This is a genomic window from Glaciecola sp. SC05 (assembly GCF_041380235.1).
GTDB lineage: Bacteria > Pseudomonadota > Gammaproteobacteria > Enterobacterales > Alteromonadaceae > Glaciecola.
The window spans coordinates 81,487-106,931 of record NZ_JBGIYY010000014.1 but is presented as its reverse complement, the minus strand read 5'-3'; the positions used below and the strand labels follow the sequence as shown (position 1 = coordinate 106,931).

Annotated in this window: 26 protein-coding genes; 11 read left to right on the top strand and 15 right to left on the bottom strand. The window is 43.1% G+C overall.

All coding sequences use genetic code 11. From position 1 onward, the window contains the following. Positions 1–27 precede the first annotated feature (27 nt). The 6 genes from hemA to AB9H30_RS13630 all read left to right on the top strand — a co-directional run bounded on the left by hemA (position 28) and on the right by AB9H30_RS13630 (position 6,025). Positions 28–1,302: a glutamyl-tRNA reductase gene (gene hemA, locus AB9H30_RS13655; RefSeq protein ID WP_371195269.1), complete on the top strand. Its 1,275-nt coding sequence runs from the start codon at positions 28–30 to the stop codon at positions 1,300–1,302. A gap of 1 nt (position 1,303) precedes the next feature. Then, positions 1,304–2,389, top strand: a complete 1,086-nt coding sequence (prfA, locus tag AB9H30_RS13650; protein WP_371195250.1) for a peptide chain release factor 1 — start codon at positions 1,304–1,306, stop codon at positions 2,387–2,389. 9 nt (positions 2,390–2,398) lie between these two features. Then, positions 2,399–3,265: a peptide chain release factor N(5)-glutamine methyltransferase gene (gene prmC, locus AB9H30_RS13645; RefSeq protein WP_371195249.1), complete on the top strand. Its 867-nt coding sequence runs from the start codon at positions 2,399–2,401 to the stop codon at positions 3,263–3,265. A gap of 155 nt (positions 3,266–3,420) precedes the next feature. Next, the gene (locus tag AB9H30_RS13640) at positions 3,421–3,795 is read left to right on the top strand and encodes a SirB2 family protein (RefSeq protein ID WP_371195248.1); all 375 of its coding nucleotides are present in this window, start codon (positions 3,421–3,423) and stop codon (positions 3,793–3,795) included. Positions 3,796–3,855: 60 nt separating this feature from the next. Then, the gene (kdsA, locus tag AB9H30_RS13635; RefSeq protein ID WP_371195247.1) at positions 3,856–4,701 is read left to right on the top strand and encodes a 3-deoxy-8-phosphooctulonate synthase; all 846 of its coding nucleotides are present in this window, start codon (positions 3,856–3,858) and stop codon (positions 4,699–4,701) included. Positions 4,702–4,798: 97 nt separating this feature from the next. Further along, entirely contained in the window at positions 4,799–6,025 is a 1,227-nt protein-coding gene (locus tag AB9H30_RS13630) for an adenylate/guanylate cyclase domain-containing protein (protein ID WP_371195246.1), read from the top strand. Positions 6,026–6,028: 3 nt separating this feature from the next. Here AB9H30_RS13630 and purB read toward each other — a convergent pair whose 3' ends face one another. The 5 genes from purB to cspD form a co-directional block, all read right to left on the bottom strand. Beyond that, the gene (gene purB / locus AB9H30_RS13625) at positions 6,029–7,411 is read right to left on the bottom strand and encodes an adenylosuccinate lyase (protein ID WP_371195245.1); all 1,383 of its coding nucleotides are present in this window, start codon (positions 7,409–7,411) and stop codon (positions 6,029–6,031) included. 56 nt (positions 7,412–7,467) lie between these two features. Further along, positions 7,468–8,094: a high frequency lysogenization protein HflD gene (gene hflD / locus AB9H30_RS13620; protein WP_371195244.1), complete on the bottom strand. Its 627-nt coding sequence runs from the start codon at positions 8,092–8,094 to the stop codon at positions 7,468–7,470. Beyond that, a complete protein-coding gene (gene mnmA, locus AB9H30_RS13615) occupies positions 8,091–9,242 on the bottom strand; it encodes a tRNA 2-thiouridine(34) synthase MnmA (RefSeq protein WP_371195243.1) in 1,152 nt (383 codons plus the stop codon). Before mnmA ends, hflD begins: the two co-directional genes overlap by 4 nt. Before the next feature lie 111 nt (positions 9,243–9,353). Next, entirely contained in the window at positions 9,354–9,893 is a 540-nt protein-coding gene (locus AB9H30_RS13610; RefSeq protein ID WP_371195242.1) for a pseudouridine synthase, read from the bottom strand. A 296-nt stretch (positions 9,894–10,189) separates the two neighbouring features. Next, the gene (gene cspD, locus AB9H30_RS13605; protein ID WP_371195241.1) at positions 10,190–10,411 is read right to left on the bottom strand and encodes a cold shock domain-containing protein CspD; all 222 of its coding nucleotides are present in this window, start codon (positions 10,409–10,411) and stop codon (positions 10,190–10,192) included. A gap of 253 nt (positions 10,412–10,664) precedes the next feature. Here cspD and clpS point away from each other — a divergent pair, with 253 nt between their 5' ends. Together clpS and clpA are read left to right on the top strand one after the other, a co-directional pair. Continuing rightward, positions 10,665–10,988 (top strand): ATP-dependent Clp protease adapter ClpS, encoded by a 324-nt coding sequence (clpS, locus tag AB9H30_RS13600; RefSeq protein ID WP_371195240.1) that lies wholly within the window; start codon positions 10,665–10,667, stop codon positions 10,986–10,988. An 11-nt stretch (positions 10,989–10,999) separates the two neighbouring features. Next, positions 11,000–13,267 (top strand): ATP-dependent Clp protease ATP-binding subunit ClpA, encoded by a 2,268-nt coding sequence (clpA, locus tag AB9H30_RS13595; protein ID WP_371195239.1) that lies wholly within the window; start codon positions 11,000–11,002, stop codon positions 13,265–13,267. Between the two features lie 148 nt (positions 13,268–13,415). Here clpA and infA read toward each other — a convergent pair whose 3' ends face one another. The 4 genes from infA to trxB all read right to left on the bottom strand — a co-directional run bounded on the left by infA (position 13,416) and on the right by trxB (position 16,246). Further along, positions 13,416–13,634: a translation initiation factor IF-1 gene (infA, locus tag AB9H30_RS13590; protein WP_006003271.1), complete on the bottom strand. Its 219-nt coding sequence runs from the start codon at positions 13,632–13,634 to the stop codon at positions 13,416–13,418. A 180-nt stretch (positions 13,635–13,814) separates the two neighbouring features. Beyond that, positions 13,815–14,504, bottom strand: coding sequence for an arginyltransferase (locus tag AB9H30_RS13585; RefSeq protein ID WP_371195238.1), 690 nt, complete (start codon positions 14,502–14,504; stop codon positions 13,815–13,817). Beyond that, complete coding sequence (gene aat / locus AB9H30_RS13580; protein ID WP_371195237.1) at positions 14,501–15,238, bottom strand: leucyl/phenylalanyl-tRNA--protein transferase; 738 nt, start codon at positions 15,236–15,238, stop codon at positions 14,501–14,503. Before aat ends, AB9H30_RS13585 begins: the two co-directional genes overlap by 4 nt. 57 nt (positions 15,239–15,295) lie before the next feature. Next, positions 15,296–16,246 carry a thioredoxin-disulfide reductase gene (gene trxB, locus AB9H30_RS13575; RefSeq protein ID WP_371195236.1) on the bottom strand — a complete coding sequence of 317 codons (951 nt, stop codon included), beginning with the start codon at positions 16,244–16,246 and terminating at the stop codon, positions 15,296–15,298. A 232-nt stretch (positions 16,247–16,478) separates the two neighbouring features. Here trxB and yfbV point away from each other — a divergent pair, with 232 nt between their 5' ends. Next, complete coding sequence (yfbV, locus tag AB9H30_RS13570) at positions 16,479–16,925, top strand: terminus macrodomain insulation protein YfbV (protein WP_371195235.1); 447 nt, start codon at positions 16,479–16,481, stop codon at positions 16,923–16,925. Here the strand turns inward: yfbV and AB9H30_RS13565 are convergent. Then, positions 16,922–17,407 (bottom strand): SprT family zinc-dependent metalloprotease, encoded by a 486-nt coding sequence (locus AB9H30_RS13565; protein WP_371195234.1) that lies wholly within the window; start codon positions 17,405–17,407, stop codon positions 16,922–16,924. The genes yfbV and AB9H30_RS13565 overlap by 4 nt on opposite strands. Before the next feature lie 118 nt (positions 17,408–17,525). Continuing rightward, entirely contained in the window at positions 17,526–19,391 is a 1,866-nt protein-coding gene (gene sppA, locus AB9H30_RS13560) for a signal peptide peptidase SppA (protein ID WP_371195233.1), read from the bottom strand. A gap of 437 nt (positions 19,392–19,828) precedes the next feature. Between sppA and AB9H30_RS13555 the strand changes: the two genes are divergently transcribed. Continuing rightward, positions 19,829–20,383 carry an NAD(P)H nitroreductase gene (locus tag AB9H30_RS13555; protein ID WP_371195232.1) on the top strand — a complete coding sequence of 185 codons (555 nt, stop codon included), beginning with the start codon at positions 19,829–19,831 and terminating at the stop codon, positions 20,381–20,383. Positions 20,384–20,414: 31 nt separating this feature from the next. Here AB9H30_RS13555 and AB9H30_RS13550 read toward each other — a convergent pair whose 3' ends face one another. The 4 genes from AB9H30_RS13550 to AB9H30_RS13535 all read right to left on the bottom strand — a co-directional run bounded on the left by AB9H30_RS13550 (position 20,415) and on the right by AB9H30_RS13535 (position 24,457). Continuing rightward, on the bottom strand, positions 20,415–21,596 hold the full coding sequence (locus tag AB9H30_RS13550) for a trans-acting enoyl reductase family protein (RefSeq protein WP_371195231.1): 1,182 nt from the start codon (positions 21,594–21,596) through the stop codon (positions 20,415–20,417). Positions 21,597–21,778: 182 nt separating this feature from the next. Further along, positions 21,779–22,726, bottom strand: a complete 948-nt coding sequence (locus AB9H30_RS13545; RefSeq protein ID WP_371195230.1) for a Kelch repeat-containing protein — start codon at positions 22,724–22,726, stop codon at positions 21,779–21,781. Positions 22,727–22,929: 203 nt separating this feature from the next. Beyond that, positions 22,930–23,751 carry a zinc-dependent peptidase gene (locus AB9H30_RS13540; RefSeq protein WP_371195229.1) on the bottom strand — a complete coding sequence of 274 codons (822 nt, stop codon included), beginning with the start codon at positions 23,749–23,751 and terminating at the stop codon, positions 22,930–22,932. Positions 23,752–23,956: 205 nt separating this feature from the next. Continuing rightward, positions 23,957–24,457, bottom strand: coding sequence for an outer membrane beta-barrel protein (locus AB9H30_RS13535; RefSeq protein ID WP_371195228.1), 501 nt, complete (start codon positions 24,455–24,457; stop codon positions 23,957–23,959). Between the two features lie 557 nt (positions 24,458–25,014). On the opposite strand from AB9H30_RS13535, the gene AB9H30_RS13530 reads away from it, so the two are divergent. Continuing rightward, positions 25,015–25,428, top strand: coding sequence for a hypothetical protein (locus AB9H30_RS13530; RefSeq protein ID WP_371195227.1), 414 nt, complete (start codon positions 25,015–25,017; stop codon positions 25,426–25,428). The last annotated feature ends 17 nt before the right edge of the window (positions 25,429–25,445 follow it).

The following is a 25,445-nucleotide window of genomic DNA, read 5'->3' as shown; positions in this document are numbered from 1 at the left end:
TAGTAAGTGCAAGTGCCGCTAAATTTAATGCCCTTTTATACCATAGGTTTAAACCATCACTCTGCGCCCGTCGCGCTCAGGGAAAGAGTTGCTTTTACGCCAGATAAACTGGTCGAAACCTTGGTGCAATTTCGCGATGCAAGCCAGACCAACGAACTGGTAATCTTGTCGACTTGCAATCGCACTGAACTCTATATCAACACTGAGCATCTTACGAAAGCAGACGCCGTTCAATGGTTAGCTGAGCTGCACAACATTAACTTGGTGGATATCGAGCAGCACCTTTATCAACATGATGAAATGAATGCGGTACAGCATCTTATGCGCGTTGCAGCAGGTCTCGATTCTCTGATCTTGGGTGAGCCGCAGATTCTCGGTCAGGTAAAACAGTCCTTTATGGAAGCAAAGCGCGCGGGCACTATCAATTCGCATTTTGAAAAACTATTTCAAACCACCTTTGCAGTGGCTAAGCAAGTTCGCAGTCAAACCGGGATTGGTGCAAACGCGGTGTCGGTGGCTTATGCCGCTGTTAAATTGACCAAACAAATTTTTTCGGCGATAGACAAAAGCCATATATTATTAGTCGGAGCCGGGGAAACCATCGAACTGGTGGCAAAACATCTTCAGCAGGCAAATGCGAAGTCAATTACGGTTGCTAACCGCACCTTAAAAAATGCGCAACTGCTTGCTGATGGATTAAATGGTCAGGCAATTACCATCAGTCAAATCCCTGCGCATCTAGCACAGGCAGATGTGGTGATCAGCTCAACCGCCAGTGCCTTGCCGCTAATTGGCAAAGGAATGGTGGAGTCAGCACTAAAGTCTCGCAAGCACAAGCCTATGCTTTTACTAGATTTAGCGGTGCCCAGAGATATTGAAAGCGAAGTGGCTGACCTAGACGACGCTTATTTATATACGGTAGACGACTTACAAGATATCATTGATCAAAATCTTGCAAATAGAGAACAGGCCGCTGAGCAGGCCTTAAAATTAATCAAAGAAAAGGTGCATGAATTTGATCAGTGGCAGCAACAGTCACTGCATGTTGATTTAATCAAAACCTATCGCGAGCAAGCTAGGCACTTAAGAGATAGCCTAACTGAAAAGGCAATGCAGCGAATTGCCAGCGGCGAAGATACTCAGACGGTGCTGCAAGAACTCAGCTATAAACTTAGCCAACAAATGATGCACGGACCCACAAAAGCTTTACAAACTGCAATCCAAGAGCAGCACACCCAAAGCTTGAACTTGCTATCAGATGCCTTTAATTTAAATGGCGCATTGCCTACTAAACAGGAATAAAATGAAACAGTCAGTTGTCCATAAACTCGAAACCTTAGTTGAGCGATTTGAAGAAGTTCAGGCATTGCTCGGTGAGCCGAGTGTGATCAGCAATCAAGATAAGTTTCGTACTTTATCAAAAGAGTTTTCTCAGCTTGAAGGTGTGGTGCAAATGTTTGGCGAATTTCAGGCGGCAGAAGGTGATATTGCCTCAGCCTTAGAAATGCTTCAAGAAAATGACCCTGAAATGCGAGAGATGGCTCAAGAGGAGCTGAAAATAGCTAAGCAGCGTACCGAAGAGCTAGAAACTTCACTGCAAATCTTACTGCTTCCCAAAGACCCAAACGACGACAACAGCTGCTTTTTAGAGATTAGAGCAGGGGCTGGTGGTGATGAAGCGGCTATTTTTGCCGGTGATCTATTTCGTATGTACAGCCGCTTTGCTGAAACAAAAGGTTGGCGCGTAGAAGTCATGAGTGCGAATGAGGGTGAGCATGGCGGATACAAAGAAATCATTGCGAATGTCTCCGGTGAGGGCGCTTACGGTGTTTTAAAATTCGAATCGGGAGGCCATCGTGTGCAGCGTGTACCTGAAACCGAATCACAAGGTCGTATACATACATCAGCCTGCACAGTGGCGGTATTGCCCGAGGTACCAGAGTCTGAGGCCATCGAAATCAATGCCGGAGATTTACGGGTCGATACCTATCGAGCCTCAGGTGCAGGCGGGCAGCACGTTAACAAAACCGATTCGGCTATTCGCTTAACGCATTTACCCAGCGGTTTAGTGGTGGAGTGTCAGGACGAACGGTCACAGCATAAAAACCGAGCGAAAGCGATGTCTGTGCTACAGGCAAGGTTGAATCAAATGGAACAAGACAAGCGTTCGGCCGAAGAAGCGAGTACCCGCAAAATATTGGTGGGCAGTGGCGACCGCAGCGAACGTATTCGCACCTATAACTTTCCCCAGGGCAGGGTAAGCGATCACCGTATCAATTTGACTTTATATAAATTAGACGACGTCATTGCAGGTGACCTTGGGGCGCTGTCAGACCCTATCCGACAAGAACACCAAGCCGACTTATTGGCCGCTTTGTCTGACGATTAGGTATTTGTCATGAATGCACCAGCACATAGCGTGGCAGAACTATTGAAGCAGGCTGAGTCACAAATCCGCAGGCAAAAATCGCTCAGTTACAGTGCGCCGGCTTTAGAGGCAAGATTGCTCTTTGAGCATGCAAGTGGCAAAAATCATAGCTGGCAAATTGCCCATGGCGAAGAAACGGTTACAACCGACTTACGCAAAGATTTTTGTAGTTTACTTTCACAAAGATTATCTGGGGTACCTATTGCATTTATCATTGGCACTCAAGATTTTTGGTCGCTTACGCTTGCGGTAAGCGATTGCACCTTGATTCCGAGGCAAGACACGGAAAGCTTGGTAGAGGCGGCTTTAAGCTTAGCACTGCCAGAAACTGCAAAGGTCATTGATCTGGGCACCGGCACTGGCGCAATTGCCTTGGCCCTTGCTAAAGAGCGCCCCAAATGGCAAGTTATAGGTGTCGATTTTGTTCCGGCTGCAGTTGAATTAGCCAAGCAAAATGCGCAGCGTAATCAGTTATCTGTAGCGTTCTTACAGAGCAATTGGCTAGAGGCAGTAAAGCATTTGCAGTTTGATTTGATAGTCAGTAATCCGCCTTACGTCGAGAGCGGCAGTGAATACCTTCAGCAAGGCGATTTGCGCTTTGAACCCGACTCCGCGCTTAGCTCTGGCGAAGATGGCTTGGATGATATCAGGTGCATCATTGAGCAAGCATATGATTGTTTGTTGCCAAATGGTTATCTGGTAATTGAGCATGGCTATACTCAAAGTGAGGCGATTAATGATTTGTTAAGTGCAAAAGGCTTTTTACAAATTACCACAAAAACAGATTACAATGGTCAGCCAAGAGTGACTTTGGCTCAAATGAACAAACGGGCATAGATACTGAACAAATTTAAAACTTAGTGCATATACATGTGTACTAAGTAAGCTTCACTAACAAGAGTTTAGTCAGCAATCTTAAATCAGAAATAATGAAAACACTGCAACAGCGCTAATGTTTGTTGTTCGATAACAATAACGATAATGGATATGCCATGTATATGATCGCAAAACACCTGCATTTAACCGCAGCTATTTTAACTTTTGTTTTCTTTTTAATTCGCTTTGCTTTGCTTATGCGTCAATCGCCGGCGTTGCAGCAAAAGTGGCTAAAAATTCTTCCGCATATCTTTGATACTCTGTTGCTAGTGACCATAGTTTGGTTATGTGTTCAGTTATCTATTTACCCCCTTGTGAATGGCTGGGCGTCTGCTAAATTGACTGGCCTAGTGTTTTATATTCTATCCATCTTTTTGACATTACGTTGGGCAAAAACAACCACATGGCGAATTGTCGGTGCGGTGAGCGTTGTGGTTTGGTTCGTGATGACCGCGCGCTTAGGTCTTGCCGGCCCAGCAATGTTTGCTTAATTCAAAGTGACTCTTATCGGTTTTTGAAATTATTAATTACCCGTATCTAGGACAGCATTTATGAGCGCTATTAAGTATGTAAACATCAACAACATAAGCGTAGGCAACGACAAACCCTTTGTTTTATTTGGCGGAATGAACGTGCTTGAATCGAGAGATTTAGCGATGAGCATCGCCGAAACTTACGTAAAGATCACCGAAAAACTGGGGATCTCGTACGTCTTTAAAGCTTCGTTCGACAAAGCGAATCGTTCATCTCTATATTCCTACCGTGGTCCTGGTATGCAAGAGGGCTTAAAAATATTTGAAGAAATTAAGCGTACGTTCAGCGTTCCGATCATTACCGATGTGCACGAACCTTTTCAAGCAGCACCAGTAGCCGAAGTAGCGGATGTCATTCAGTTGCCGGCCTTTTTAGCCAGACAAACCGATTTGGTTGAAGCTATGGCGAAAACGGGCGCTGTGATTAATGTAAAGAAGCCGCAGTTTTTAGCACCGCATGAAATGCGCCACATTATTAAGAAGTTTGCTGAAGGCGGCAATCAAAAAATCATGCTTTGCGAGCGCGGCAGTTCCTTTGGTTACAACAATTTGGTCGTCGATATGTTGGGCATGGATTTGATGAAGCCAATGGCCCCCGTCATATTTGATGCGACCCATGCTTTACAGCAGCCCGGCGGGCGCGCTGATTCGGCCGATGGCAGACGAAAACAAGCTGCTGAATTAGCCCGAAGCGGCATGGCACTGGGTATTGCTGGATTGTTCATAGAGTCACATCCAGATCCGGATAATGCAAAGTGCGATGGGCCCTGCGCATTGCCTTTGGATAAACTAGAAGGTTATCTAAGGCAAATGAAGCAGCTCGACGATCTCGTCAAGAGCTTTGAAGATCTAAATATCCAGTAGCAGTAGGCATGTTTTTGGCATTACAAACTTTAGAGCAGGTGCATTAAAAGAAGAGTTTTGCTTAAATATCGAAATTCTGACCAACACGGAAGTAAACATGTTTCACCGAGATTTGAACACATTTACCTTTAATAAGAGCGAGCATCTTATGTATTCTCGTCGCTCTATTATGAAGCGTGTTACCTATCTCTTAATCATCATGACGGCGCTGCAAGCCACTAAGCTGTTTTTCCTGCCAGATCCTATGCTCGCTAATTTGGGCTTGCATGTTACCAACACACTTATGCACATGTTTGGCTTTGCGGTATGTGCTTGGGCGCTAAAACGTAATCGTTTTGATTTGAGCAAATGGATACTGCAGTTATGCTTTATCAGTTTTATCACTACGGCTGGTTTCTTATGGCAACAAGATTTAGCACTTCAGTACTTTTATTTGTTGGCGCTTTTTGTGACAGGGTTTATGTTCAGTGAGCGTGAGACCCCTTTCTTTATCATGTTTTGCGCTATCTACATTGCCTTGTTTTTGTTATTTCAACATTTGCATTCAGCAGGCGGTTTAGGCGCTAGCGACTATTCTTTTTTAACGATGGTGAACAGCAGCGTATTAGCGTTATCTTGCTTTGGTTGTGCATGGATCGTTCGTAAAATGACACTATCGAATTGGAAAAAAGCGCAGAATTTTGCTCAGTCTCAATCAAATGTAATCTATAAAGTCTTTCCCGAACGTATTGCTGGCAAGCTTATTTCACTGCATAACAACCGTAAAAGCAGTGCACAGGATCTTATGTATAAGGCGCCGATGACGGTGGTGTTTATTGATATTGTTAACTCCACAAGCTACATGAAAAAGTTTGGTGACCAAGCGGCGATAGATTTGATCAATAGAGTGTTTGCCGAGTTTGATGATGAAATTCGTAAATCGGGGTGTTTGCGTATCAAGACCAATGGCGATCAATACATCTTTGTATGCGAACTGAAAGACGGCAAACATGAAGCCAGAGTCTGTAAAAGTTTAAACTTGATCCGTGAGCTATATTTGATTTTTGGTCGTCTGGCGAAAGATACCACAATGGCGCTGCGGTGCGGCGTATCAACAGGCGAGGTGTCTGCTGGCGTAGTTAATCTTAAAAGCCCCAGCTTTGACGTTTGGGGCCAATCAGTGGTAGTGGCTTCGCGCTTGGAAAAAAGCTGTACACCGATGCATATTCATTGTGACAAACATACTTACGAACTGGCACAGGAGCGATTCTTTTTCTCGGCTCCCGCAGTTTGGAATTTTAAAGGCTTAGGTCAGACAATGACCTATCATATGAATCTGGTTTAAGGCCTACTTTAATTCTTCCAAAAGCGCATCGGTTAACGCTATTGCAGCACCAATATAGCTAGCAGGCGACATGGCTGTTAAAGATGCTTTTGCCTCATTCGGCATATCCAAACCTTCAATAAATACAGCGATTGCTTGGCTATCGACTTTCTTTCCACGAGTGAGCTCTTTGAGCTTCTCATATGGCTTTTCGATACCGTAGCGTCGCATCACCGTTTGAATCGGCTCCGCCATAAGTTCCCAATTGGCATCTAGTTCCTGTGCTAAACTTTGCTCATTCACTTCCAACTTACTGATGCCTTTTAGACTCGCTTGATAGGCAATCACTGAGTAGCCGATGCCGACTCCTAAGTTTCTTAAAACTGTTGAATCGGTCAAATCTCTTTGCCAGCGGCTTACTGGAAGTTTCGCGCTTAAGTGCTGCAAAATAGCATTAGCGATGCCGAGGTTACCCTCTGAGTTTTCGAAATCAATAGGGTTGACTTTGTGCGGCATGGTTGATGAACCGATTTCACCGGCGATGGTCTTTTGTTTGAAATGGCCAAGTGCAATGTAGCCCCAAATGTCCCGGTCAAAATCTATCAAAATAATATTAAATCGAGCGATGGCGTCGTAGAGCTCGGCAATATAATCATGGGGTTCAATTTGTGTGGTGTAGGGGTTATGCACTAGGCCCAAGCCCTCTACGAACTGTCTGGCAAATGTGTGCCAGTCAATATCTGGATAGGCACTTATATGCGCATTATAGTTGCCCACGGCACCGTTTATTTTACCGAGCAATGCGACATTTGCGATTTGTGCCGCCTGTCGAGCCAGTCTTGCTGCAACGTTAGCCATCTCTTTGCCAAGTGTTGTAGGAGATGCCGGTTGTCCGTGAGTGCGTGCCATCATTGGCAGCGTTTTATAGCGTTTTGCTAATTCAGCAATTGCGCCAATCAATTGCTTGGTCTGAGGTAACACAACTTCCTCTAATCCTTGCTTGAGCATTAACGCGTGTGAGAGATTATTAATATCTTCAGAGGTGCAAGCGAAGTGAATAAACTCAGCGATTTTATTTATCTCTTGGTTATCTTCTATCTTTTCTTTTAAAAAGTATTCTACCGCTTTGACATCATGATTAGTCGTACGCTCTATTTCTTTTATACGCGCCGCGTCTGCTAATGAGAATTCGCTAACAATGGCATTGAGTAGCGCATTAGCCTGTTGTGAAAATGCTGGGACTTCTGTAATTTCAGGGTGATTTGCTAGTGCTTGAAGCCATCTTACTTCTACTTCAATTCGGCTTTTAATCAAACCAAACTCACTAAAACTAGCGCGCAACGCTTTGGTTTTTTCGCCATAACGGCCATCAACGGGAGAAAGAGCGGTGAGTGATGATAAATCCATGGTAGTTCCTGTGAAGTCGGTAAAAGATTATGCGTTCAACATAGAATATTTAAGGTCTAGTCCATATATCGCAGTGTTTGCTTAGCGGATGTCACTAGCTTGTTGCGAGAAAATAATATTTGCCTGCGTTGTCCACCAAGTTGACGCCACAATACCGCAGAGCGTATGCCCGCTAACAATAGGGTGCGGACTTTCTTTTGGTTACTCTCGACACTCAGCACTTCTGGCGTGCCGGCAATTTGTATTTTTTGTGCGAGAGGGCTAACAACATCGGAATATATGCTCGCCAAGGAAGACAAAATTTGGATGTTTTCAAAGCCAACATGAGCGGTTTGACGCTGCACATGTGACACTCGCTCACCCAGCTCATTTAAGGCTGCCCTGTTTCGTGAAAGCTTACGCTCAAGACTTAAAATGGATGCAATATAGCGAGTAAGCTCAACGTCTTTGACTTTGCTGCTGTTGTCGAGCTGGTCAATTAAGGTGCTAAAACCGATCCTTAAATTTGTAATAGCGCCATACACCTGCTGGGTATTCTCAGGGTTAGTCACTAAAATACTAGAAATGCTCGCTTCAATCGCCGCTTCGTCTGCTTCTCCTTTGCGCGCAACTGACTGCACCAATTTAGCCGCCTGACAGACACCAGCAAGAGCAAGAAGTTGTTCATTTATTTCGTTTGTCATTGTGCGCTTTCTGCCTGTGAAGAAGATTGAGTATTGTTGACAAAATAAGCATCAATAATGGCGCCGCCAAGACATACATCGTCGGCATAAAATACTGCTGATTGTCCAGGTGTCACGGCTTTTTGTGGGGTGTCAAAAACCACGTGAATTCTATTTTTATCAAGCGGTGTTAAAGTACAGGGAATGTCACTTTGACGATAGCGGGTTTTTACAGTTGCCCTAAAAGGCTGAGTCAAGGGAGTCCGAGAGACCCAGTGAATCTGATCAGCAATCAACCCATCGGAATACAAGCGCGGATGGTCAGCACCTTGTGCAACAATTAATACGTTTCTTTGGATGTCTTTGTCTACCACATACCAAGGTTGTTCGCCGTGATTAGCGGAGCCACCGATGAAAAGACCTTTACGCTGGCCCAAAGTATGGTACATAAGCCCTTCGTGCTTGCCAATAGATTCCCCGTCAACGGTTTCGATGATACCAGGCTGGGCCGGTAGATATTGAGCTAAAAAATCTTTGAATTTGCGCTCGCCAATAAAACAGATACCGGTACTGTCTTTTTTATTGTGTGTAACGAGATCATGCTGCTCGGCAATCTTACGCACTTCAGGTTTATCGATATCACCGATAGGAAAGAGTGTTTTGGCAATATGTTCATGGCTTAATGTATACAAAAAGTAACTTTGATCTTTGTTGGCGTCATGCCCGCGCAGCAACTGCCATTTGCCATTAATTAGCCGCCGCTGGCAATAATGACCGGTTGCAATGAAATCGGCGCCTAAGTCTTCGGCGGCAAATTCTAAAAACGCCTTAAACTTTATTTCCTTATTGCACATGATATCGGGGTTTGGCGTTCGACCTGCTTTGTACTCTGCTAAAAAATATTCAAACACATTGTCCCAGTATTCGGCTGCAAAATTTATTTTATGCAGTTTGATACCAAGCTTATCGGCAACCGCTTGAGCATCCGCTAAGTCTTCCGCCGCTGCACAGTATTCATCATTGTCATCTTCTTCCCAGTTTTTCATGAAAAGACCTTCAACTTGATAGCCCTGCTGTTGCAATAGTAAAGCAGACACAGATGAGTCTACACCGCCAGACATGCCGACAATGACTTTGATGTTGTTTTCAGTACTCGCAGTGATGCTCATGTTTTCTTATACGTATTTTTTAGGTATATGTTCTAGACAAATTAAAACGAGCGCGGAGTATAGCAAAGCTTTCCTTTTTAGGGTACGCCCAGAGGCTAAGTTTGTGAACCTTTAAACCTCTACATAACTGCCGTTTTCAATACCGTCAATAGTCCAACTGCCAATACGATAACGAATCAAACGCAGGGTAGGGTGACCAATATGCGCCGTCATTCTCCGTACTTGTCTATTGCGGCCCTCTTTTAAGGTGATACTCAACCATGTTGTAGGGATAAATTTTCGCTCACGAATGGGCGGGTTACGTGGCCATACATGTGGCTCATGAATGATGTTTACTTTCGCAGGTAGTGTTATTCCATCTTTAAGTTCCACACCCTCAGACAGCGCCTTGAGTGCTTGTGTATTGGGCTCACCCTCAACCTGGACCCAATAAGTTTTGCTCACTTTGTTGTCTGGGTGGGAAAGCTCATGAATCAACTTGCCGTCGTTTGTGAGCACCAATAGTCCCTCACTGTCGTGATCTAGCCTTCCAGCAGCATAGACCTCAGGGATAGGTATAAATTCTTTCAAGGAAATACGATTTTCGGCCTCAGTAAATTGGCATAAAACCATGTGTGGTTTATTAAACAGAATAATTTTTCGTTCAGACATGGTCTTAGTTACCAAAGCTTAGTGATCGCAAGTTGCGACGATAATTTATGTAGGAATGATAACGAATTATGAGGTCTTAATCTTATTATTCTCTGGGGATTGTAAAAAAGGTGAGATGTAATGTTTTGCAAATTACATATAGCAAATCGATATATACTGAATAAAGATTGGTTTTCGGAAAAAACACCAGTGAAGATGCAATAAAGTTTTGCAGATTAGCCTTAACTTAAGCGCACATAAAAAAGCAGGCCGTAACCTACTTTTTTTTGTAATTTAGCGCCGTTGATTAGTGATGATTAACGGCTAGGCTCTTCATCTGCCAGGTCAATATTTTCGGCATGCAGCCCTTTAGGACCTTGTTCAATGTCGAAAGTAACTTGTTGCCCTGCTTTTAGCGACCGATAGCCTTCCATTTGAATTGTAGAATAATGTGCGAATATATCTTCACCACCGTCTTCGGGAACGATAAATCCGAAGCCCTTCGCGTTATTAAACCATTTCACTTTACCCAATGCCATTATACAACTTCCTATTGTAATGCTTGAAAACTTTTGATCCCGACTCCACTATGTATACTACGAATAATAGATTTAACCAATCTTACCAGTGGTGACGGTCATGAAGCGTAAACAAGATTTGGCGCCTCAATATGTTAACTTTAGGGGGTGAGCATTGAAGTTGTCAAGTTTTAAACCCATCCTTTTTAACTAATAGTTAATAAAAGAATGCTTGCGCTAAATTAAACCCAGATTATAGTAATTGAAACTGAAGATGAGTAAACGAAATATTGTGAGTATCGAAGGCGAAAAACTAATTGAGCTGCAAAAGCAAAAAACACAACCGCCGCCGATGTATAAAGTAATGCTAAACAACGACGATTACACGCCGATGGACTTTGTAATAGAGGTATTAACGCGATTCTTTTCGATGGACTTAGAAAAGGCTAATCAGCTAATGTTAACAGTGCATTATCAAGGAAAGGCCGTTTGTGGCATATATACTGCAGAGATAGCAGAAACAAAAGTAATGCAGGTCAACCAATATTCTCGTAAACATCAACACCCGTTGATGTGTACTATGGAACCAGCGCAGTAAAAGGGGAAATTATGCTTAATAAAGATTTAGAACAGACTTTAAACGAAGCCTTTGTATATGCGCGTCAAAATCGTCACGAATTTATGACTGTCGAGCACTTGCTGTTAATGCTGCTCGATAACTCTGCTGCTAACGAGGCACTCAAAGCCTGCGGAGCGAAAGTAGAGGCTCTGCGTGTTGAACTGACTGAGTTTGTCAATGAGACAACACCGCTCATCACAGAAGATGACAGCGCCGAACGTGAAACTCAACCAACGCTGGGTTTTCAGCGGGTATTGCAACGGGCTGTTTTCCATGTACAGTCGTCTGGTAAAGGTGAAGTTTCCGGAGCGAATGTGTTGGTGGCGATCTTTAGCGAGCAAGAGTCGCAAGCGGTCTATATTCTGAAAAAATCAGATGTGACTCGCTTAGATGTGGTCAATTTTATATCGCACGGTGTTAGCAAAGCTGACGAAGACGAAAGCCATTCTGAAGAAGTCAATGAAGAGGCGGGCGAGAATGAAGAAAATCAATCGATGCTTTCTAAGTATGCAAGTAATCTAAATGTTGCCGCAAAAGAGGGCAAAATAGATCCGCTCATTGGCCGCGATAGTGAAGTGGAACGGTCCATTCAGATTTTATGCCGCCGCAGAAAGAACAATCCATTGCTAGTTGGTGAAGCCGGTGTCGGCAAAACAGCCATTGCCGAAGGTCTAGCCTATCGCATCGTTAATAACGATGTACCAGAGGTAATTTCTGATAGCACGATATACTCGCTCGATTTAGGTGCGCTGTTGGCCGGTACGAAATACCGAGGTGATTTTGAAAAACGCCTGAAAGGAATATTGAAAGAGCTTACCAAAGACACCAAAGCAATTTTATTCATTGATGAAATTCATACTATTATCGGGGCTGGTGCGGCGTCGGGCGGGGTGATGGATGCGTCTAACCTGCTCAAGCCAAAATTGAGTAGCGGTGAATTAAGATGTGTTGGTTCGACGACTTATCAAGAATACCAAGGAATTTTCGAAAAAGATCGTGCGCTTGCACGTAGATTCCAAAAAATTGATGTACTTGAGCCAAGTGTTAGCGACACCACTAAAATATTGATGGGCCTAAAATCTCGTTATGAAGAGCATCACAGCGTGCGCTTTACTAACAAAGCGATTCAAGCGGCGGCGGAACTTTCAGCGAAATATATTAACGAGCGTCATCTGCCTGATAAAGCTATTGACGTTATGGATGAGGCTGGCGCAAGTCAGCGCTTGTTGCCCGCATCTAAGCGCAAGAAAACGATCAATGTGTCTGATATTGAGTTAATTATCTCAAAGATTGCAAGGATACCAGAGAAATCGGTATCAGCCTCTGATAAAGATGTACTGAAAAACCTAAGTCGCAATCTTAAGATGGTCGTGTTTGGTCAAGATCAAGCCATTGAGAAGCTATCTGACGCCATACAGCTGTCTCGTTCAGGTTTAGGTAACGAAGCTAAACCCATCGGTAACTTTTTGTTTGCAGGGCCAACCGGTGTTGGTAAAACTGAAGTAACTCAACAGTTAGCGAAAATTATGGGTGTTGAGCTGGTGCGCTTTGATATGTCTGAATATATGGAGCGTCACGCGATAAGTCGTTTAATCGGCGCGCCTCCGGGTTATGTAGGTTTTGATCAGGGCGGACTATTAACCGATGCCGTAATTAAGCACCCCTATTCGGTGGTATTGTTAGATGAAATCGAGAAGGCCCATAGCGACATCTATAACATCCTGCTACAGGTTATGGACCATGGAACATTAACCGATAACAACGGCCGTAAGGTAGATTTCCGTAATGTAGTATTAGTGATGACCACCAACGCAGGTGTGCGAGATACTGTTAAAAAGTCTATTGGCTTTAAACAGCAAGACCACAGTCATGATGCGATGAGTGAGATTAATCGTACCTTTACACCTGAGTTTAGAAATCGCTTAGACAGTATTGTATGGTTTAACCATCTTGATCAAGAAGTTATTCTGCAGGTGGTTGATAAATTTATCATCGAACTTCAGGCGCAGTTGGATGCTAAGGGCGTATCCTTAGAAGTCAGTGAAAAGGCACGGGCTTGGTTAGCTGCTCAAGGCTACGATAAGGCAATGGGCGCAAGACCGATGGCACGTTTAATTCAAGACCAGCTCAAACGTGAATTAGCGTCAGAGCTATTATTTGGTCAATTGAGTAAAGGCGGGGAAGTCAAAGTAGGCTTAAGAAATGACAAGCTCACTTTCAAATATAGCAGTATTGAAGCACAAAAAAGCGAAGCCTAATAGACACACTGAGAAATGAGAAACCCCGCTATAAGCGGGGTTTTTTGTTTGCTGAATTTAGGTTCCGTAGATCATATCAGAGGCTGCTCGTATTTTAGCGGCCACGCAGATTTAAAACAAACTGCCTAAATCAGTCGTCCACTGACGACTATCTTGCGCGATAAATAATACGACCTTTGCTTAAATCATAGGGTGTCATTTCAACAGTGACTTTGTCACCCGTGAGAATACGAATATAGTTTTTACGCATCTTTCCAGATATATGAGCAGTCACAACGTGACCATTTTCAAGTTCTACGCGAAACATGGTATTTGGAAGTGTATCTTGTACGGTACCTTCCATTTCAATGCAGTCTTCTTTTGCCATTTACAGCAGTTACCCCAAATGTTATTGATAAATTTTTGCCGCGCGAACTCTAACCAAAAACCCATAATTAGTAAAGTATTTCCTAACAATAACTATGTGTTTCACTGATTATCAGCGGTTTTCATGTCGAATTTTAACTTTTATGGAATATCAAAGGGAATTTGCAACTAAAAGAGCGCTTCAAGTAAACAGTCGCCAGTGATTCTCGATTAATCTTTGATATGGCGTAAATGCGGTTTTGTAGTTCATTTTTCGACAGTCATCAATCTGATAACCTAAGTAAAGGTGCGGTAAGTCTAGTCTTTTAGCATGTTCAATTTGCTGCATGATCATAAATTTACCAAGGGAGCGTGCACCATGCTCTGGTGAGTAGTAAGTGTAGAGTGCTGAGAGCCCATCGGCTATTTTGTCGGTGACCGCAACAGCTAGCAATTCCCCGCTTGCGCTGCGCGCTTCGATAAATAACGGGTCCTGCCATTGGCACCTAATAAAGTTTCGGTATTGACTATAGCTTGGTGGGTACATGCTGCCATCTGCATGCAGGGCTTCAATGTATTGAGCATAAAGTTGGTAGTAATCATCTCGCTCGTGACCGGTCATTTTTACAAGTAAGTCGCTATTTTTATTGATGATGCGCCTTTGACTTTTGCTTGGCGTAAAGTGCTCGCACAATATTCTAACAGAATTGCATTTTGTGCAGGCCGGGCAGTGGGGGCGATATAGTTGTTCGCCGCTTCTTCGAAACCCTGCATGCATTAACTGATTATACAGTTCAGGCAAATCTTCGCTTGGTGACATACATACCAATAGCTGCTCTTCTTGCGCTGGCAAATAATTGCATGTGAAGCGCTGGGTCACGCCAAACTTCATAGTTCAAACCTTAGCGACTGTTGTCGCCAGCAGTCACTGCTAATTTTTTTGAGAATAGCCTCGCGCCACATTTTTATAAACTGCTTTCTCGGAATTTCTCTACAGCCAAGCGTTGCCAGATGTGGATTCATCATTTGACAGTCGATAAATGTCAGGCCAAAGCTTCGCATATGCACAATTAGCGCCCAAAATGCTGCTTTGCTGGCGTCTGTTTTTAGATGAAACATTGATTCACCACAAAACCCTCCATTGATCGCAATCCCATATAGACCGCCGGCAAGTTCTCCTGCTTCATCCCATACTTCAACGGAGTGCGCCCAGCCCTGCTGATGCAATGATAAGTACGATCCAATCATTTCTTCGGTGATCCAGGTTGTATTTGCATACTCCTGTTGATTGTTGATGATTTTTTGTCTGGGAATATTTGCGCATTGCTGAATGACACTAATGAAATCCATATTCATAGTTACGCTGAAGGTGTTCTTGCGAATACTTTTTTTCAAACTGCGAGAGGCTTGAAAGTCTTGCGTGTAGATAATACCTCTAGGGTCGGGCGACCACCACAATAAGGGCTCGCCTTCACTAAACCATGGAAAGATACCTTGATGGTAAGCATGCACTAAGCGCTGTGGCGACAAATCGCCGCCAAAAGCAAGCAGACCGTTAGGTTCATTTAAGGCTAGCTCAACGGCGGGAAACGTAAGCTCATGATCAAGTCTAAACAACTCTAACATGATACACCCATAAGCTTACGCTTCCTGTTTATAAAAAGGCTGGCGGTAATGATTCAACTATAGCGCGTCGAGGTATTTTTCAGCGTCTAGTGCAGCCATACAGCCTGTGCCTGCCGAGGTAATCGCCTGCCTGTAGACATGGTCGCTTACATCACCGGCAGCAAATACACCCGGTATACTGGTTTGTGTAGCGTTGCCATGCAGGCCACTATTGACCACAATATACCCATCTTTCATTTCAAGTTCACCGGCAAAAATATCGGTGTTTGGGCTATGGCCGATAGCAATGAATACGCCCATTACGTTAATGTCACTTATTTCCTTGGTCGCAGTATCCGAAATTTTGATTCCGGTGACACCCATATCATCACCCATAACCTCTTCTAATGTTTTGTTTAAATGCAGTACAACGTTGCCGTTTTTAGCCTTTTCCATTAAGCGGTCAGCAAGAATCTTTTCACTTCTGAAACTGTCTCTGCGATGCACAACATGAACTTCAGAGGCGATATTCGATAAATATAAAGCTTCTTCAACAGCGGTATTGCCGCCGCCTACCACCGCCACTTTTTGATTGCGATAGAAAAATCCGTCGCATGTTGCGCAGGCACTTACGCCTTTGCCCATAAACTTAGTCTCACTTTCAAGGCCTAAGTACTTTGCTGAGGCTCCTGTTGCGATAATTAAGGCGTCGCAGGTATAGGTGCCATTATCACCTTTTAAGGTGAAAGGGCGCTCCTTGAGATGTGTTTCGTTAATATGGTCAAAAATAATTTCAGTATCGAATTTTTCAGCATGCTTTTGCATTCTGATCATCAAATCAGGACCGGTAAGATCATCCGGATCGCCAGGCCAGTTTTCAACCTCTGTGGTGGTGGTTAACTGCCCGCCCTGTTGAATGCCGGTGAGCAACACCGGGGTAAGATTGGCTCTTGCTGCATATACTGCGGCGCTGTAGCCTGCGGGTCCTGAACCCAATATTAACAGTGGCACGTGTCTGGTGGTTGCCATTTACTTCTCCGAACAAATAATTGATGAACGCAAATATGCGGACGAGTTTGAGCTTTTCAATGATTTTTACAGCTTGGTTTGCTTAGAAACTGCGCTAAAACATCTGCCAATGCGTATATACGCTATTATTCAAGACGATTACTTAGCGATTTAACTGCAGTAATAATTGCTACTAAGAGTAGCATTTATGTTATTCTTTTAGTAGTTTCGATGAAGGATTTGCGAGAGCAATATGTTACATCTTATACCCACTTACATAAAAGACGGCCGTGAATACATGCGCATTTGGCCAATGGAAAAACAGCTTTACACTATGTTTCCCGAATGCCGAATTATCTCAGCCACGAAGTTTGGTATTCAGGTAATGCCGCCTATCGCAATTATGATGGTTGCTCTACAGTTGCATTATCTGGGCGGCGAGTTTTTAGCTCAGGCCTTGACCGTTGGTATTTTCTTTATTTCGTTGCCGCTACAAGGTTTGTTTTGGCTAGGCAATCGTTCAAATCAAGTCTTACCTCCGAGCATGATGGTGTGGTGTCGAGATATTCATTCTAAAATGCAGCAACAGGGTTGTGCCTTAGAGACGCTGCCACCAAAACCTCGGTTTAAAGAGCTAGCAAGACTACTCCGAACTGCTTTTAAGGAACTCGACCGAGCCTTTACTAAAGATCTTTTTTAAGTAACTGCTTGCAAAGCTTGGTGACATGAACGGCATAAGTAGCTTTGTTTACCTTGAACAATACGGTTATGCCGAATAGCGCTTAGCTGCACAGTGGCGCAAGCGCAAGTATAGTCATACATCTTTATCCCAGCCTTTTTCACATCTAGTGTGTGAGTGACTCTAGGGGCCACTCCAAGCAGTTCCTGCATAATATAACGCCATTCTTTTCCATGGGGTTTTACCCGTCCATAGTGCTGATATACGACAAGATGGGCTAACTCATGGGGAATCACATCTGACACAAAGTAGTCTTGATTTTGTGCAAAAAGTTTAGGCTGTAGTTTTATAATATTACGCTGCAAAACTGCCGCGCCCGCAATACGTCCCCGCTGGTTTAATAATATAAGTGGCTTAGATTCGCATTCAAATGGCGTTGCCTCTAGCTTTTTTAGCGAGTTACATAAGGCGCTTTCAGCAAGGGTTTGTAATGTACTTAGCATGTTTGCAGTTTGCCATGTGCGTTGAGCTAGCTCAAGTTCGGATTAAACGACCGCGTCGTGAAATAAAAAGAGAGCTTCAAGCGCTCTCTTTTTAGTTTTAGACTAAAGGTCTGTACAGTTAGTTTACTTGACACTCCAAGCATAAAACATAGCTTGCCATTGGGTCATTTAGCTTTGTGAAGACTTTTAGTTCTTCTTCTATATCCTTCGCTGCTTGCATCAATGGGTGAGTAGGCAAACTGATATTAATACCGCTAAAAATGACTTGAGCGTTTCTAAAAAAGTTTTGCCAAAAAATCTCTTGAGCACTCAGCTTGGGCGCAATGTAGCGAGTATCAAATACATCTAAGCCTGCTAATTGAGCTGCTTTATCAATGGCTTGTTCAACGCTACCCAATTCATCAACCAAACCTAACTCGAGCGCTTGGGTACCAATCCAGACGCGCCCCTGAGCAATTTCATTAGTGGCTTCTTTGCTCATGTTTCGTTCACGAGCGACTAACGAAATAAACCGGTCATAACCGTTCTCAATGCCCATTTGGATAAGATCTTTATAACCCTGGTTCAATTCTCTATCAATTGCAATGCCGTTCAGCTCATTCGCGGATACACCGTCAGAATGAATGCCTAAATAATCAAAGCTATTTTCGAAGGTGACAAACATACCAAAGATGCCAATAGAACCTGTGATAGTGCTTGGCTCAGCAATGATGTAGTCGGTGCTTGCAGAGATCCAATAGCCACCAGATGCAGCATATGTGCTCATAGATGCAACCACAGGTTTACCCGCTTGTTTCAGTAATTCTATTTCATTACGGATTACTTCAGACGCAAATGCACTGCCACCTGGAGAATCAACTTGCAATACAACGGCTTTCACTGAGTCGTCTTCACGTGCCTGTTGCAGAAGTGCTGAAGTGCTGTCGCCACCAATTGTGCCAGCTTTTTGCTTACCATCTAAAATATTGCCCTTCGCAACCACAATAGCCACTTTGTCTTGTTGCGAAATGCCAATCGGCAGCGGTGGATTAATAATATTATTGTAGTTGTTAAAAGTGATCGCATTGTAGGGTTTGTCGCCCGCTCCAGCGCCCAATAAAGCCGTCATTTCACTTCTGAACTCATGGCGTGTACGAAGGCCATCAACCCAGCCATTGTCTAGCGCATACTTTCCTGAGTCGCCATCGACAGCGGCAAATTTGGTCAGTACATCGTTGAAGGTTTCATCAAAATTTTCGGTGCTAAATGGACGTGCACTGGCTACATTTTCTTTGTATTGCGCCCAAAGCTCATTTAACCAAACGCTATTCGCTTCTCTGGCTTCTGGAGACATATCATTACGCGTAAAGGGCTCAACAGCAGATTTGTACTTACCTACCTTAAAAATATGGGGTGTCGCTTTGAGTTTTTCTAAACCTTCTGCAAAATAGTTACCATAGCTACTATATCCCTCTAAGAGCATTCCACCCATTGGATGCATGTAGATAGAATCTGCCTGAGAAGCCAATAAATATTGATTACGGTTATAAGCGTTGCCATAGGCGTAAATGGGCTTACCGCTATCTTTAAAAACTTGTAGGGCTTGAGACACGCGTTTAAGCTTATCAAGACCGCCGCTGCGAAAATTATCTAAGGATAAAATAATGGCTTCGATACGTGAATCATCAGCGGCATTCTCAATGGCCTTTACTAAGTCTCTCAATAATACTTCTGGATTCTCGGGCTGTTCACCAAAAGCTTGTTGAAAAAATTGTTCCGTTGGATCAACGTAAGTCTTTTCAATAACCAAATCGCCGGTAAGATTTAGTACTAAGGCGCTGTTATTCGAGACCGTCATTTCCTCATTATCACTATTTGATACCGCAACAACGATAGCCACTATAATTCCCACAAAAATCAGATTGAAAAATAGCTTCCTACCAAAGTTTAGAGTGCTCCAAATGCCGACAAATATGGCTTTTGTCCAACTTCTTTTTTCTGTCATTGCTGTATTGCCCTTATAAAAATCTAATCATTAGTTTACGGTAGCGTGACTACTATCCACAAAACGAAATTGTAATACTTTGTAACCGACACTGTTTCATTTGCTCGAGGAAACGTCGTTGCTGGTGGCTGTTTTCGATGACTCTAACCACTCGCACAGCAAAGCTGCGATTGCTTGGTGCTCTCGATTGGCGCAAGCTACCAAGAATTCTGCCATTTTTGTTTGGTAATGAACAGCTTTTCGTTTTTTACGTAATAAAAGCTGAAATGGTCTTTGTTTGTTAATGTTGGACGGCAAGCTGTCTGTCATGCTTTACGTTATCTTGTGTGGGATAACCCAGTTATCGGCAAAGAATTTTATTGGATGATACTTGCGTAATTTATACTTGCCACTTAGGCTATTACTTATATGACTCAATGCACCAAAGAGGGCATCAAATGCAGGCATTAGATTTATTACTCAATCGCAGTTCGCAACCCAGATTACAAGCACCTGCGCCAGAAGGTGAGGCCTTAGATAATATCCTTCATAGCGCTTTACGGGCACCTGATCATCGGTCACTTTCTCCTTGGCAGTTTATCGTATGCACTGGAAAGGGCTTAGATAAGTTAGGCGACATATTTGAAGAGGCTGCCATTTGTCGAGGAGCCGAACAAGTTTCAATCGATAGAGCAAGGCAGTTGCCTGCGCGAGCACCAATGGTTATTGTCGCAATTTGCAAGCATAAACCAGATGACCTAGTACCATGGGTTGAGCAGGTTGCATCTACCGCGTGTGCGGTCCAAGCTATGCAAATGGCGGCTGTCGCACAGGGCTTTCAAGGTATCTGGCGAACGGGAAGCTACGCAACCAACGAAACCGTAAAACAAGCATTAGACTGCAAAGATGATGATGAGATATTAGGATTTTTATATCTAGGTACTAGCCCATTGAAAGCAATAAAAAAGCCGACAAAGTCATTAGAAGATTTTGTCAGCTTTTGGGGAGATTAAGCAAGGGCGAATTCCTGCTTATCGTTTACGTTTATGATTCTAGTGTAAATTTAATCCCAGCATGTTTTTGCAAACGAGCAATTAATGCTTCTGGAAATGCGCTGGCAGGTGTGTAAATACCTCCCGGCAATGCTTCCGTTTCATGGGCTAGGCAGATCGCGCTTTCTGTGATCATTTTAGAGGTTGAACCATAACCTGGATCTTTGTCGCCAATTACACTTGCAGCATATGTATTCCCATCGCTTGCTTCGCCAATAAACAATACATCATAAAAGCCGTTCTCACGCTCTTCTTTGCTCGGCCCTTCGCCGGGTTTAGGTCCACCATCGGAGCCCAAGGATTTATCATTGGTAATGTGGTTTGCGATAGCTTCGCCTTTTTCACCGGGCCCAGTCAGCATCATTTCGTCATATTTAAAATCTACGCCATAGGCATAATTGTTGAGCATATTCGAACGATGAACGTTTTTTGTATTTATTGCGGCCATAACAAAAGGTGCTGACCAAGATTTTAAAGCTTCATCATAATAAGGACGGTCACCATTCGGTTGTTCAGCGCCCTTATTCGTATCTGCTAAACAAAGTGGATTACGCAGTACTTTCATGATTTCGGGGTTTGCAAACGCCGCTTTTAGAGTGGCTTTTAAACTTGCAGCAGTGCCGCCAGAAAAAGTCCCCTGCATTTTGCGTACTCGACCTTTTACATAAGAAAGCGGTTTGGATGTTTCGCTGATCACGTGTTTTTGTAAGAAATGAATCCCTAAATCAAAGGGAATAGAGTCGAAACCACAGGAGAAAACAATTTTTGCACCACTTGCTTGGGCTTTAGACTGATACTTTTCAATCATGTCATGCATCCAAGTAGGCTCGCCACACAAATCCACATAACCCACGCCGTTTTCTACGCAGGCTTTTAGCAATTTCTCACCATAAAGTTGATATGGGCCAACGGTAGTTAGCACAACTTTAGTTTGTTTTGTCATTTCGGCAAGAGCATTTTCGTCATCACCATCAGCAACAATCAGTTCAACCGCTTCGCTAACGCCCATCTCTGCACGAACTTCCTGCAGTTTTTGCAAGCTTCTGCCCGCCATCGCCCATTTCACATTACTGTCATTTTTGTATTGATGCTCTAGATATTCGGCCACTAAACGCCCGGTAAATCCTGTTGCACCAAATACTACTAGGTCAAATTTCTTTGCTTCTTGAGACATACATTCACTCCTGTTGTCGACGTGAGGCTATTCCAACTGCCCACATCGCTTGATTGCGTGCCTTTACTATACGACTTTCAAAAGCCGAATATCATTTATTTAAATTTTGCACTTCTATTAGCCAAGCAAATATAACTATTGAAAAAAACGAAGCCACTTACAGGAAACAAGGAATTACAGTGCTATTGAACACTCAGCTTTTGGATGAGTTTAAGCGCCCCGCCTCGGCTTTTTACAGTGCCGCCTATCACGTAAATATCATTACCAACCGCAGTCGCCGCGTTATGGCGACTGGGTAAATAGCCAAAGTCGGCTGCTTGCCAACTTTCAGTTAGATAGTCATAAACAAATACATCGTTTAAGTCATCATAATTTCCAAATGTAAAGATTCGGTCCTCAATGCTTACTAAAGAATGCGCACTGATCCCCTTGGGCAGTGAAGGGAGGGTCTCCCATTGTTGATTACTGATATCAAAACGCTCGAATACTTGCATAGCGCTTTTTTCGTCATATCCACCTACAACATAGATGTAATTATCTTTTACAATTGCTTTCGTTGATTTTGCAGTGGGCATATCTGCTAATTTTGACCATTGCTGACTTTCAATGCTAAACATGAATGTCCAGGGTGTAGCAAGGGTACCTGCGGGTGTTAGAATACTGCCACCTAACACATAAATATTGTTGTCATGAAACACCGCGGTGTTAGTTCTTGTTGGGACTTTCAAGCGCTCTATGAAACTGACCTCATGAGTGCGTGTATTGAATACTTCGACTTGGAACTCACGTCTCGGCCGTTTATTTTTAACACTTAAGCCACCAATAATATAGACTGATTCTCGGCCATCAAACACGGCTGAAAAATAACGTCGAGGAATGATTTTATTACTCAGAATACTCACTTCATTGGTTTGCAAATCGATGATTTCAATGTCGCCACTTAAACCTCGTTGAGATGACCCACCCAAGACATAGATAAACGAACCGTCATTGACAGCAGCAAGTCCAAATTTAGCCTCGCTTAATGACAGAGTTGTCGTATCAATGGAGCTAGATAGAACCGCTGAGTTGTTTGCGCTAGGCGTTAATGAAGGGTGATGTGCACAAGCAGACAGCACTAAAATGCTCATTAAAAGGCATAGGCGTTTAGAGAATGGTAAATGCAATTTGATTTCCTTAAATTTTTTTGCGTCCTTTCATTTCTCAATAAATTACCAGAATACAGCATACTTGTCTTGTTGCTTAGCCTATCTAGATTGATCTGAAATAAAGCATTACCAAGCCGGCAGAATAGGAGTTTCTAATAGCAGTATCTGCGTTGAATCTGTTGGCATCACCAAGATGTGGGATCGACTCTATAGTAAAGTGAAAGCTGATGATAAAGTTTCGGATATTGCTGTTTAAGCTTGTGTGACTTTTCAAAAAAAACTTCACTGGCAACCGCAAAGAACTCTGCGGGATTCGTTGCGCCATAGTAGTCAAATATAGATGGAATGGCGTTTTGCGCTCGACGTTGAAGCTCGTGATACTGCGTAGAGAAGACTTCCGCCCACTGTTCATAGCTCTGATGACTACCTAATATCGGCGCGCCGTTTGAGTAGCCATCCTCTTGATCTAGCTGATGCGCAAATTCATGAATAACGACGTTATGTCCATCTTCTGTTAAGTATGCACCGTCAAGGGTGTCTTGCCAAGACAGCACAATCTTGCCATAACTCCAAGATTCGCCGGCGAGTACAGTATCTTTAGTAGATTGAACGCCAGTTGCGTCAGTTACTTGGTGTTCCTTAACGAAAGCGCGGGGGTAGACAAGAATGGTCTTTAGTTTTGGGTAATAGTCTGTTTTTCGATTTAATAACAGTAAGCAGGCCTGGGCAGCAATAGTAACCTTGATTTCGTCAGTAATACTCAGTCCTTTTAATCCTTTAAACGTTTTTTCAGACAAAAATATTTGAATATGCTGTTTTAACTGAAGTTGCAAATCAGCCGGCATTTTTTTAAAGAAGGGCATTCTTCGCTGTATGATCTTTCGCCATTCTTTTTTAAAAGGAGTTTTTGATATTTGCTTTCGTCTGAATTCTCGCCAATAAGGCGGGCAAAGAATCAACGAAATAAAACACATTGTCACGAGAATCAACAATATATAAGAAAACATAATCGCTACATAAGAGCTTATCAGAAACTAATAAGTGGGAGTGGCTTTCTGCTTTTTCAAGCATGTGCAGTAAGATGGTGTAATGTGTATGGCTGCAGATTGGGTATTAGTGAAGGCAAACATGATTGTATTAAAGGCAATTTTTACCAGTCTTGCTATGTCTGAATAAGCCCAGCGCTACTGAGCGCCGAGCTAAGCTATTCACCTAAAAATAATAGCGTATGGCCGCAGATAGCACATTTGTATCATCATAACGTTCGTATGATCCCTCAACAGCCCATTCATCAGCAATTTTGCCTGACACACCTAACCCAAGTCCAAACTCAGTTTCGCTAGCGCTGCTGCTAAAGCCTCCTTGACTTGCTTGAATGCCTAATCGGGCATAAGAGGGCACAATGAATACCGCGATGGTATCGGATGCATAGTAGTTAAGACGTAAAGCGACAGATTGGAATTCGTCTACTTCTACGTTAGTGCCAAATAATGTGTCGTCTTGAACGCCAATGCCTAAGCGTAACTCCGGCATTAGACTAAACTGTGAATTTTGAGCTCTAAACTCAAAGGCTGCATTAATATTTACAACGCCAAATGATAAATCGTCGGCTGATAAATTAGCGTATGAACCCGCTATGGATGCTTGAGCAATAGCCGCTGTGCTAAAAGCAGTTAATAGTATGGCAGCTAGGCCTTTCGATAAATTGGGCATATAGATTTTTTCCTTAATATAATGTTGACCTTAATAAACACTGATTTTGTCTTTTAAGACACTCAAAAGAGGGCGCTAAGGTAATAAAACTTTTAAGGCTTTGCAATATTAGTGAAACATAATGTCATGTATAGTCCTACTAATAGAGAGCCAAAAGACCTCAAGACCTCATGGCCGAATACGAAAGAGAGTTTGAATATTTAGTCATCATAACAATAGGAAAGCAATGCGGGTTTAACTAGCTTGCATTTGAAATCTTATAATTACATCAATACGTTTTTATGCAAGTTTTGGCTTGATTTTAATCTGGAACTTTCCTTCATTTTGCAGTTTAAAACGTTTCAAAAAACACGAGTGAGCACAGCGGCTAGTGCGCGTCAGGTTCAAGCATAAAAGGCCATAGTTTAACACTATGATGAACACGGAATCGCTTATAACATGAAGTCTTTGTAATATAATAAAAAAATCACCTTGATGTTAAATTAAACATTGTAATAAACAGACCGATAACCTAAAATTACGAATATAGTTTTAAATTACCGTTTAAAGGATAATAAATGAAAAAGTTAATAATTGGACTGGCAGTTGCAGCAGTAATGGCATCTGGTAATGTCCTAGCGCAAGAAAGAACAGGCGGCTCTGGCGCTGGTTCTTCTGCAGCCGGTGGCGTTGATGAAAACGTAATTTTCGCTGTAGCTTCCACGGCAGTTCTATTCGGCGCAGTAGCCGCGAACAGCAGTGGTGTCGCTCCAGCAAGAGACGTTCCACCAATTATTCCGCCTCCGCCTCCGCCTCCACCGCCACTAACGTGTAATGGTGATGACGCCCTAGTCGACGGTGTTTGTATTGGTACAACTGTTACTTCTACAATTACCAACACAATTACTGGTACTGGTACAGGTACAGGTACTGCTACCGCGACTGTGCTAGTGACGGTTCCGGTTACTTTTACCTACGCTCCGTCAAACTAGGCGAAGTAATTTTTTAA

Coding starts and splice junctions, on each gene's coding strand:
- AB9H30_RS13535 (WP_371195228.1), bottom strand. CDS start 24,457: ATGCCCAATTTATCGAAAGGCCTAGCTGCCATACTATTAACTGCTTTT.
- AB9H30_RS13640 (WP_371195248.1), top strand. CDS start 3,421: ATGTATATGATCGCAAAACACCTGCATTTAACCGCAGCTATTTTAACT.
- AB9H30_RS13630 (WP_371195246.1), top strand. CDS start 4,799: ATGTTTCACCGAGATTTGAACACATTTACCTTTAATAAGAGCGAGCAT.
- hflD (WP_371195244.1), bottom strand. CDS start 8,094: ATGACAAACGAAATAAATGAACAACTTCTTGCTCTTGCTGGTGTCTGT.
- AB9H30_RS13610 (WP_371195242.1), bottom strand. CDS start 9,893: ATGTCTGAACGAAAAATTATTCTGTTTAATAAACCACACATGGTTTTA.
- AB9H30_RS13555 (WP_371195232.1), top strand. CDS start 19,829: ATGCAGGCATTAGATTTATTACTCAATCGCAGTTCGCAACCCAGATTA.
- prfA (WP_371195250.1), top strand. CDS start 1,304: ATGAAACAGTCAGTTGTCCATAAACTCGAAACCTTAGTTGAGCGATTT.
- AB9H30_RS13530 (WP_371195227.1), top strand. CDS start 25,015: ATGAAAAAGTTAATAATTGGACTGGCAGTTGCAGCAGTAATGGCATCT.
- AB9H30_RS13545 (WP_371195230.1), bottom strand. CDS start 22,726: ATGAGCATTTTAGTGCTGTCTGCTTGTGCACATCACCCTTCATTAACG.
- hemA (WP_371195269.1), top strand. CDS start 28: ATGCCCTTTTATACCATAGGTTTAAACCATCACTCTGCGCCCGTCGCG.
- sppA (WP_371195233.1), bottom strand. CDS start 19,391: ATGACAGAAAAAAGAAGTTGGACAAAAGCCATATTTGTCGGCATTTGG.
- AB9H30_RS13565 (WP_371195234.1), bottom strand. CDS start 17,407: ATGCTAAGTACATTACAAACCCTTGCTGAAAGCGCCTTATGTAACTCG.
- prmC (WP_371195249.1), top strand. CDS start 2,399: ATGAATGCACCAGCACATAGCGTGGCAGAACTATTGAAGCAGGCTGAG.
- aat (WP_371195237.1), bottom strand. CDS start 15,238: ATGTTAGAGTTGTTTAGACTTGATCATGAGCTTACGTTTCCCGCCGTT.
- kdsA (WP_371195247.1), top strand. CDS start 3,856: ATGAGCGCTATTAAGTATGTAAACATCAACAACATAAGCGTAGGCAAC.
- clpA (WP_371195239.1), top strand. CDS start 11,000: ATGCTTAATAAAGATTTAGAACAGACTTTAAACGAAGCCTTTGTATAT.
- purB (WP_371195245.1), bottom strand. CDS start 7,411: ATGGATTTATCATCACTCACCGCTCTTTCTCCCGTTGATGGCCGTTAT.
- yfbV (WP_371195235.1), top strand. CDS start 16,479: ATGTTACATCTTATACCCACTTACATAAAAGACGGCCGTGAATACATG.
- AB9H30_RS13550 (WP_371195231.1), bottom strand. CDS start 21,596: ATGTCTCAAGAAGCAAAGAAATTTGACCTAGTAGTATTTGGTGCAACA.
- AB9H30_RS13540 (WP_371195229.1), bottom strand. CDS start 23,751: ATGTTTTCTTATATATTGTTGATTCTCGTGACAATGTGTTTTATTTCG.
- mnmA (WP_371195243.1), bottom strand. CDS start 9,242: ATGAGCATCACTGCGAGTACTGAAAACAACATCAAAGTCATTGTCGGC.
- clpS (WP_371195240.1), top strand. CDS start 10,665: ATGAGTAAACGAAATATTGTGAGTATCGAAGGCGAAAAACTAATTGAG.
- infA (WP_006003271.1), bottom strand. CDS start 13,634: ATGGCAAAAGAAGACTGCATTGAAATGGAAGGTACCGTACAAGATACA.
- AB9H30_RS13585 (WP_371195238.1), bottom strand. CDS start 14,504: ATGAAGTTTGGCGTGACCCAGCGCTTCACATGCAATTATTTGCCAGCG.
- cspD (WP_371195241.1), bottom strand. CDS start 10,411: ATGGCATTGGGTAAAGTGAAATGGTTTAATAACGCGAAGGGCTTCGGA.
- trxB (WP_371195236.1), bottom strand. CDS start 16,246: ATGGCAACCACCAGACACGTGCCACTGTTAATATTGGGTTCAGGACCC.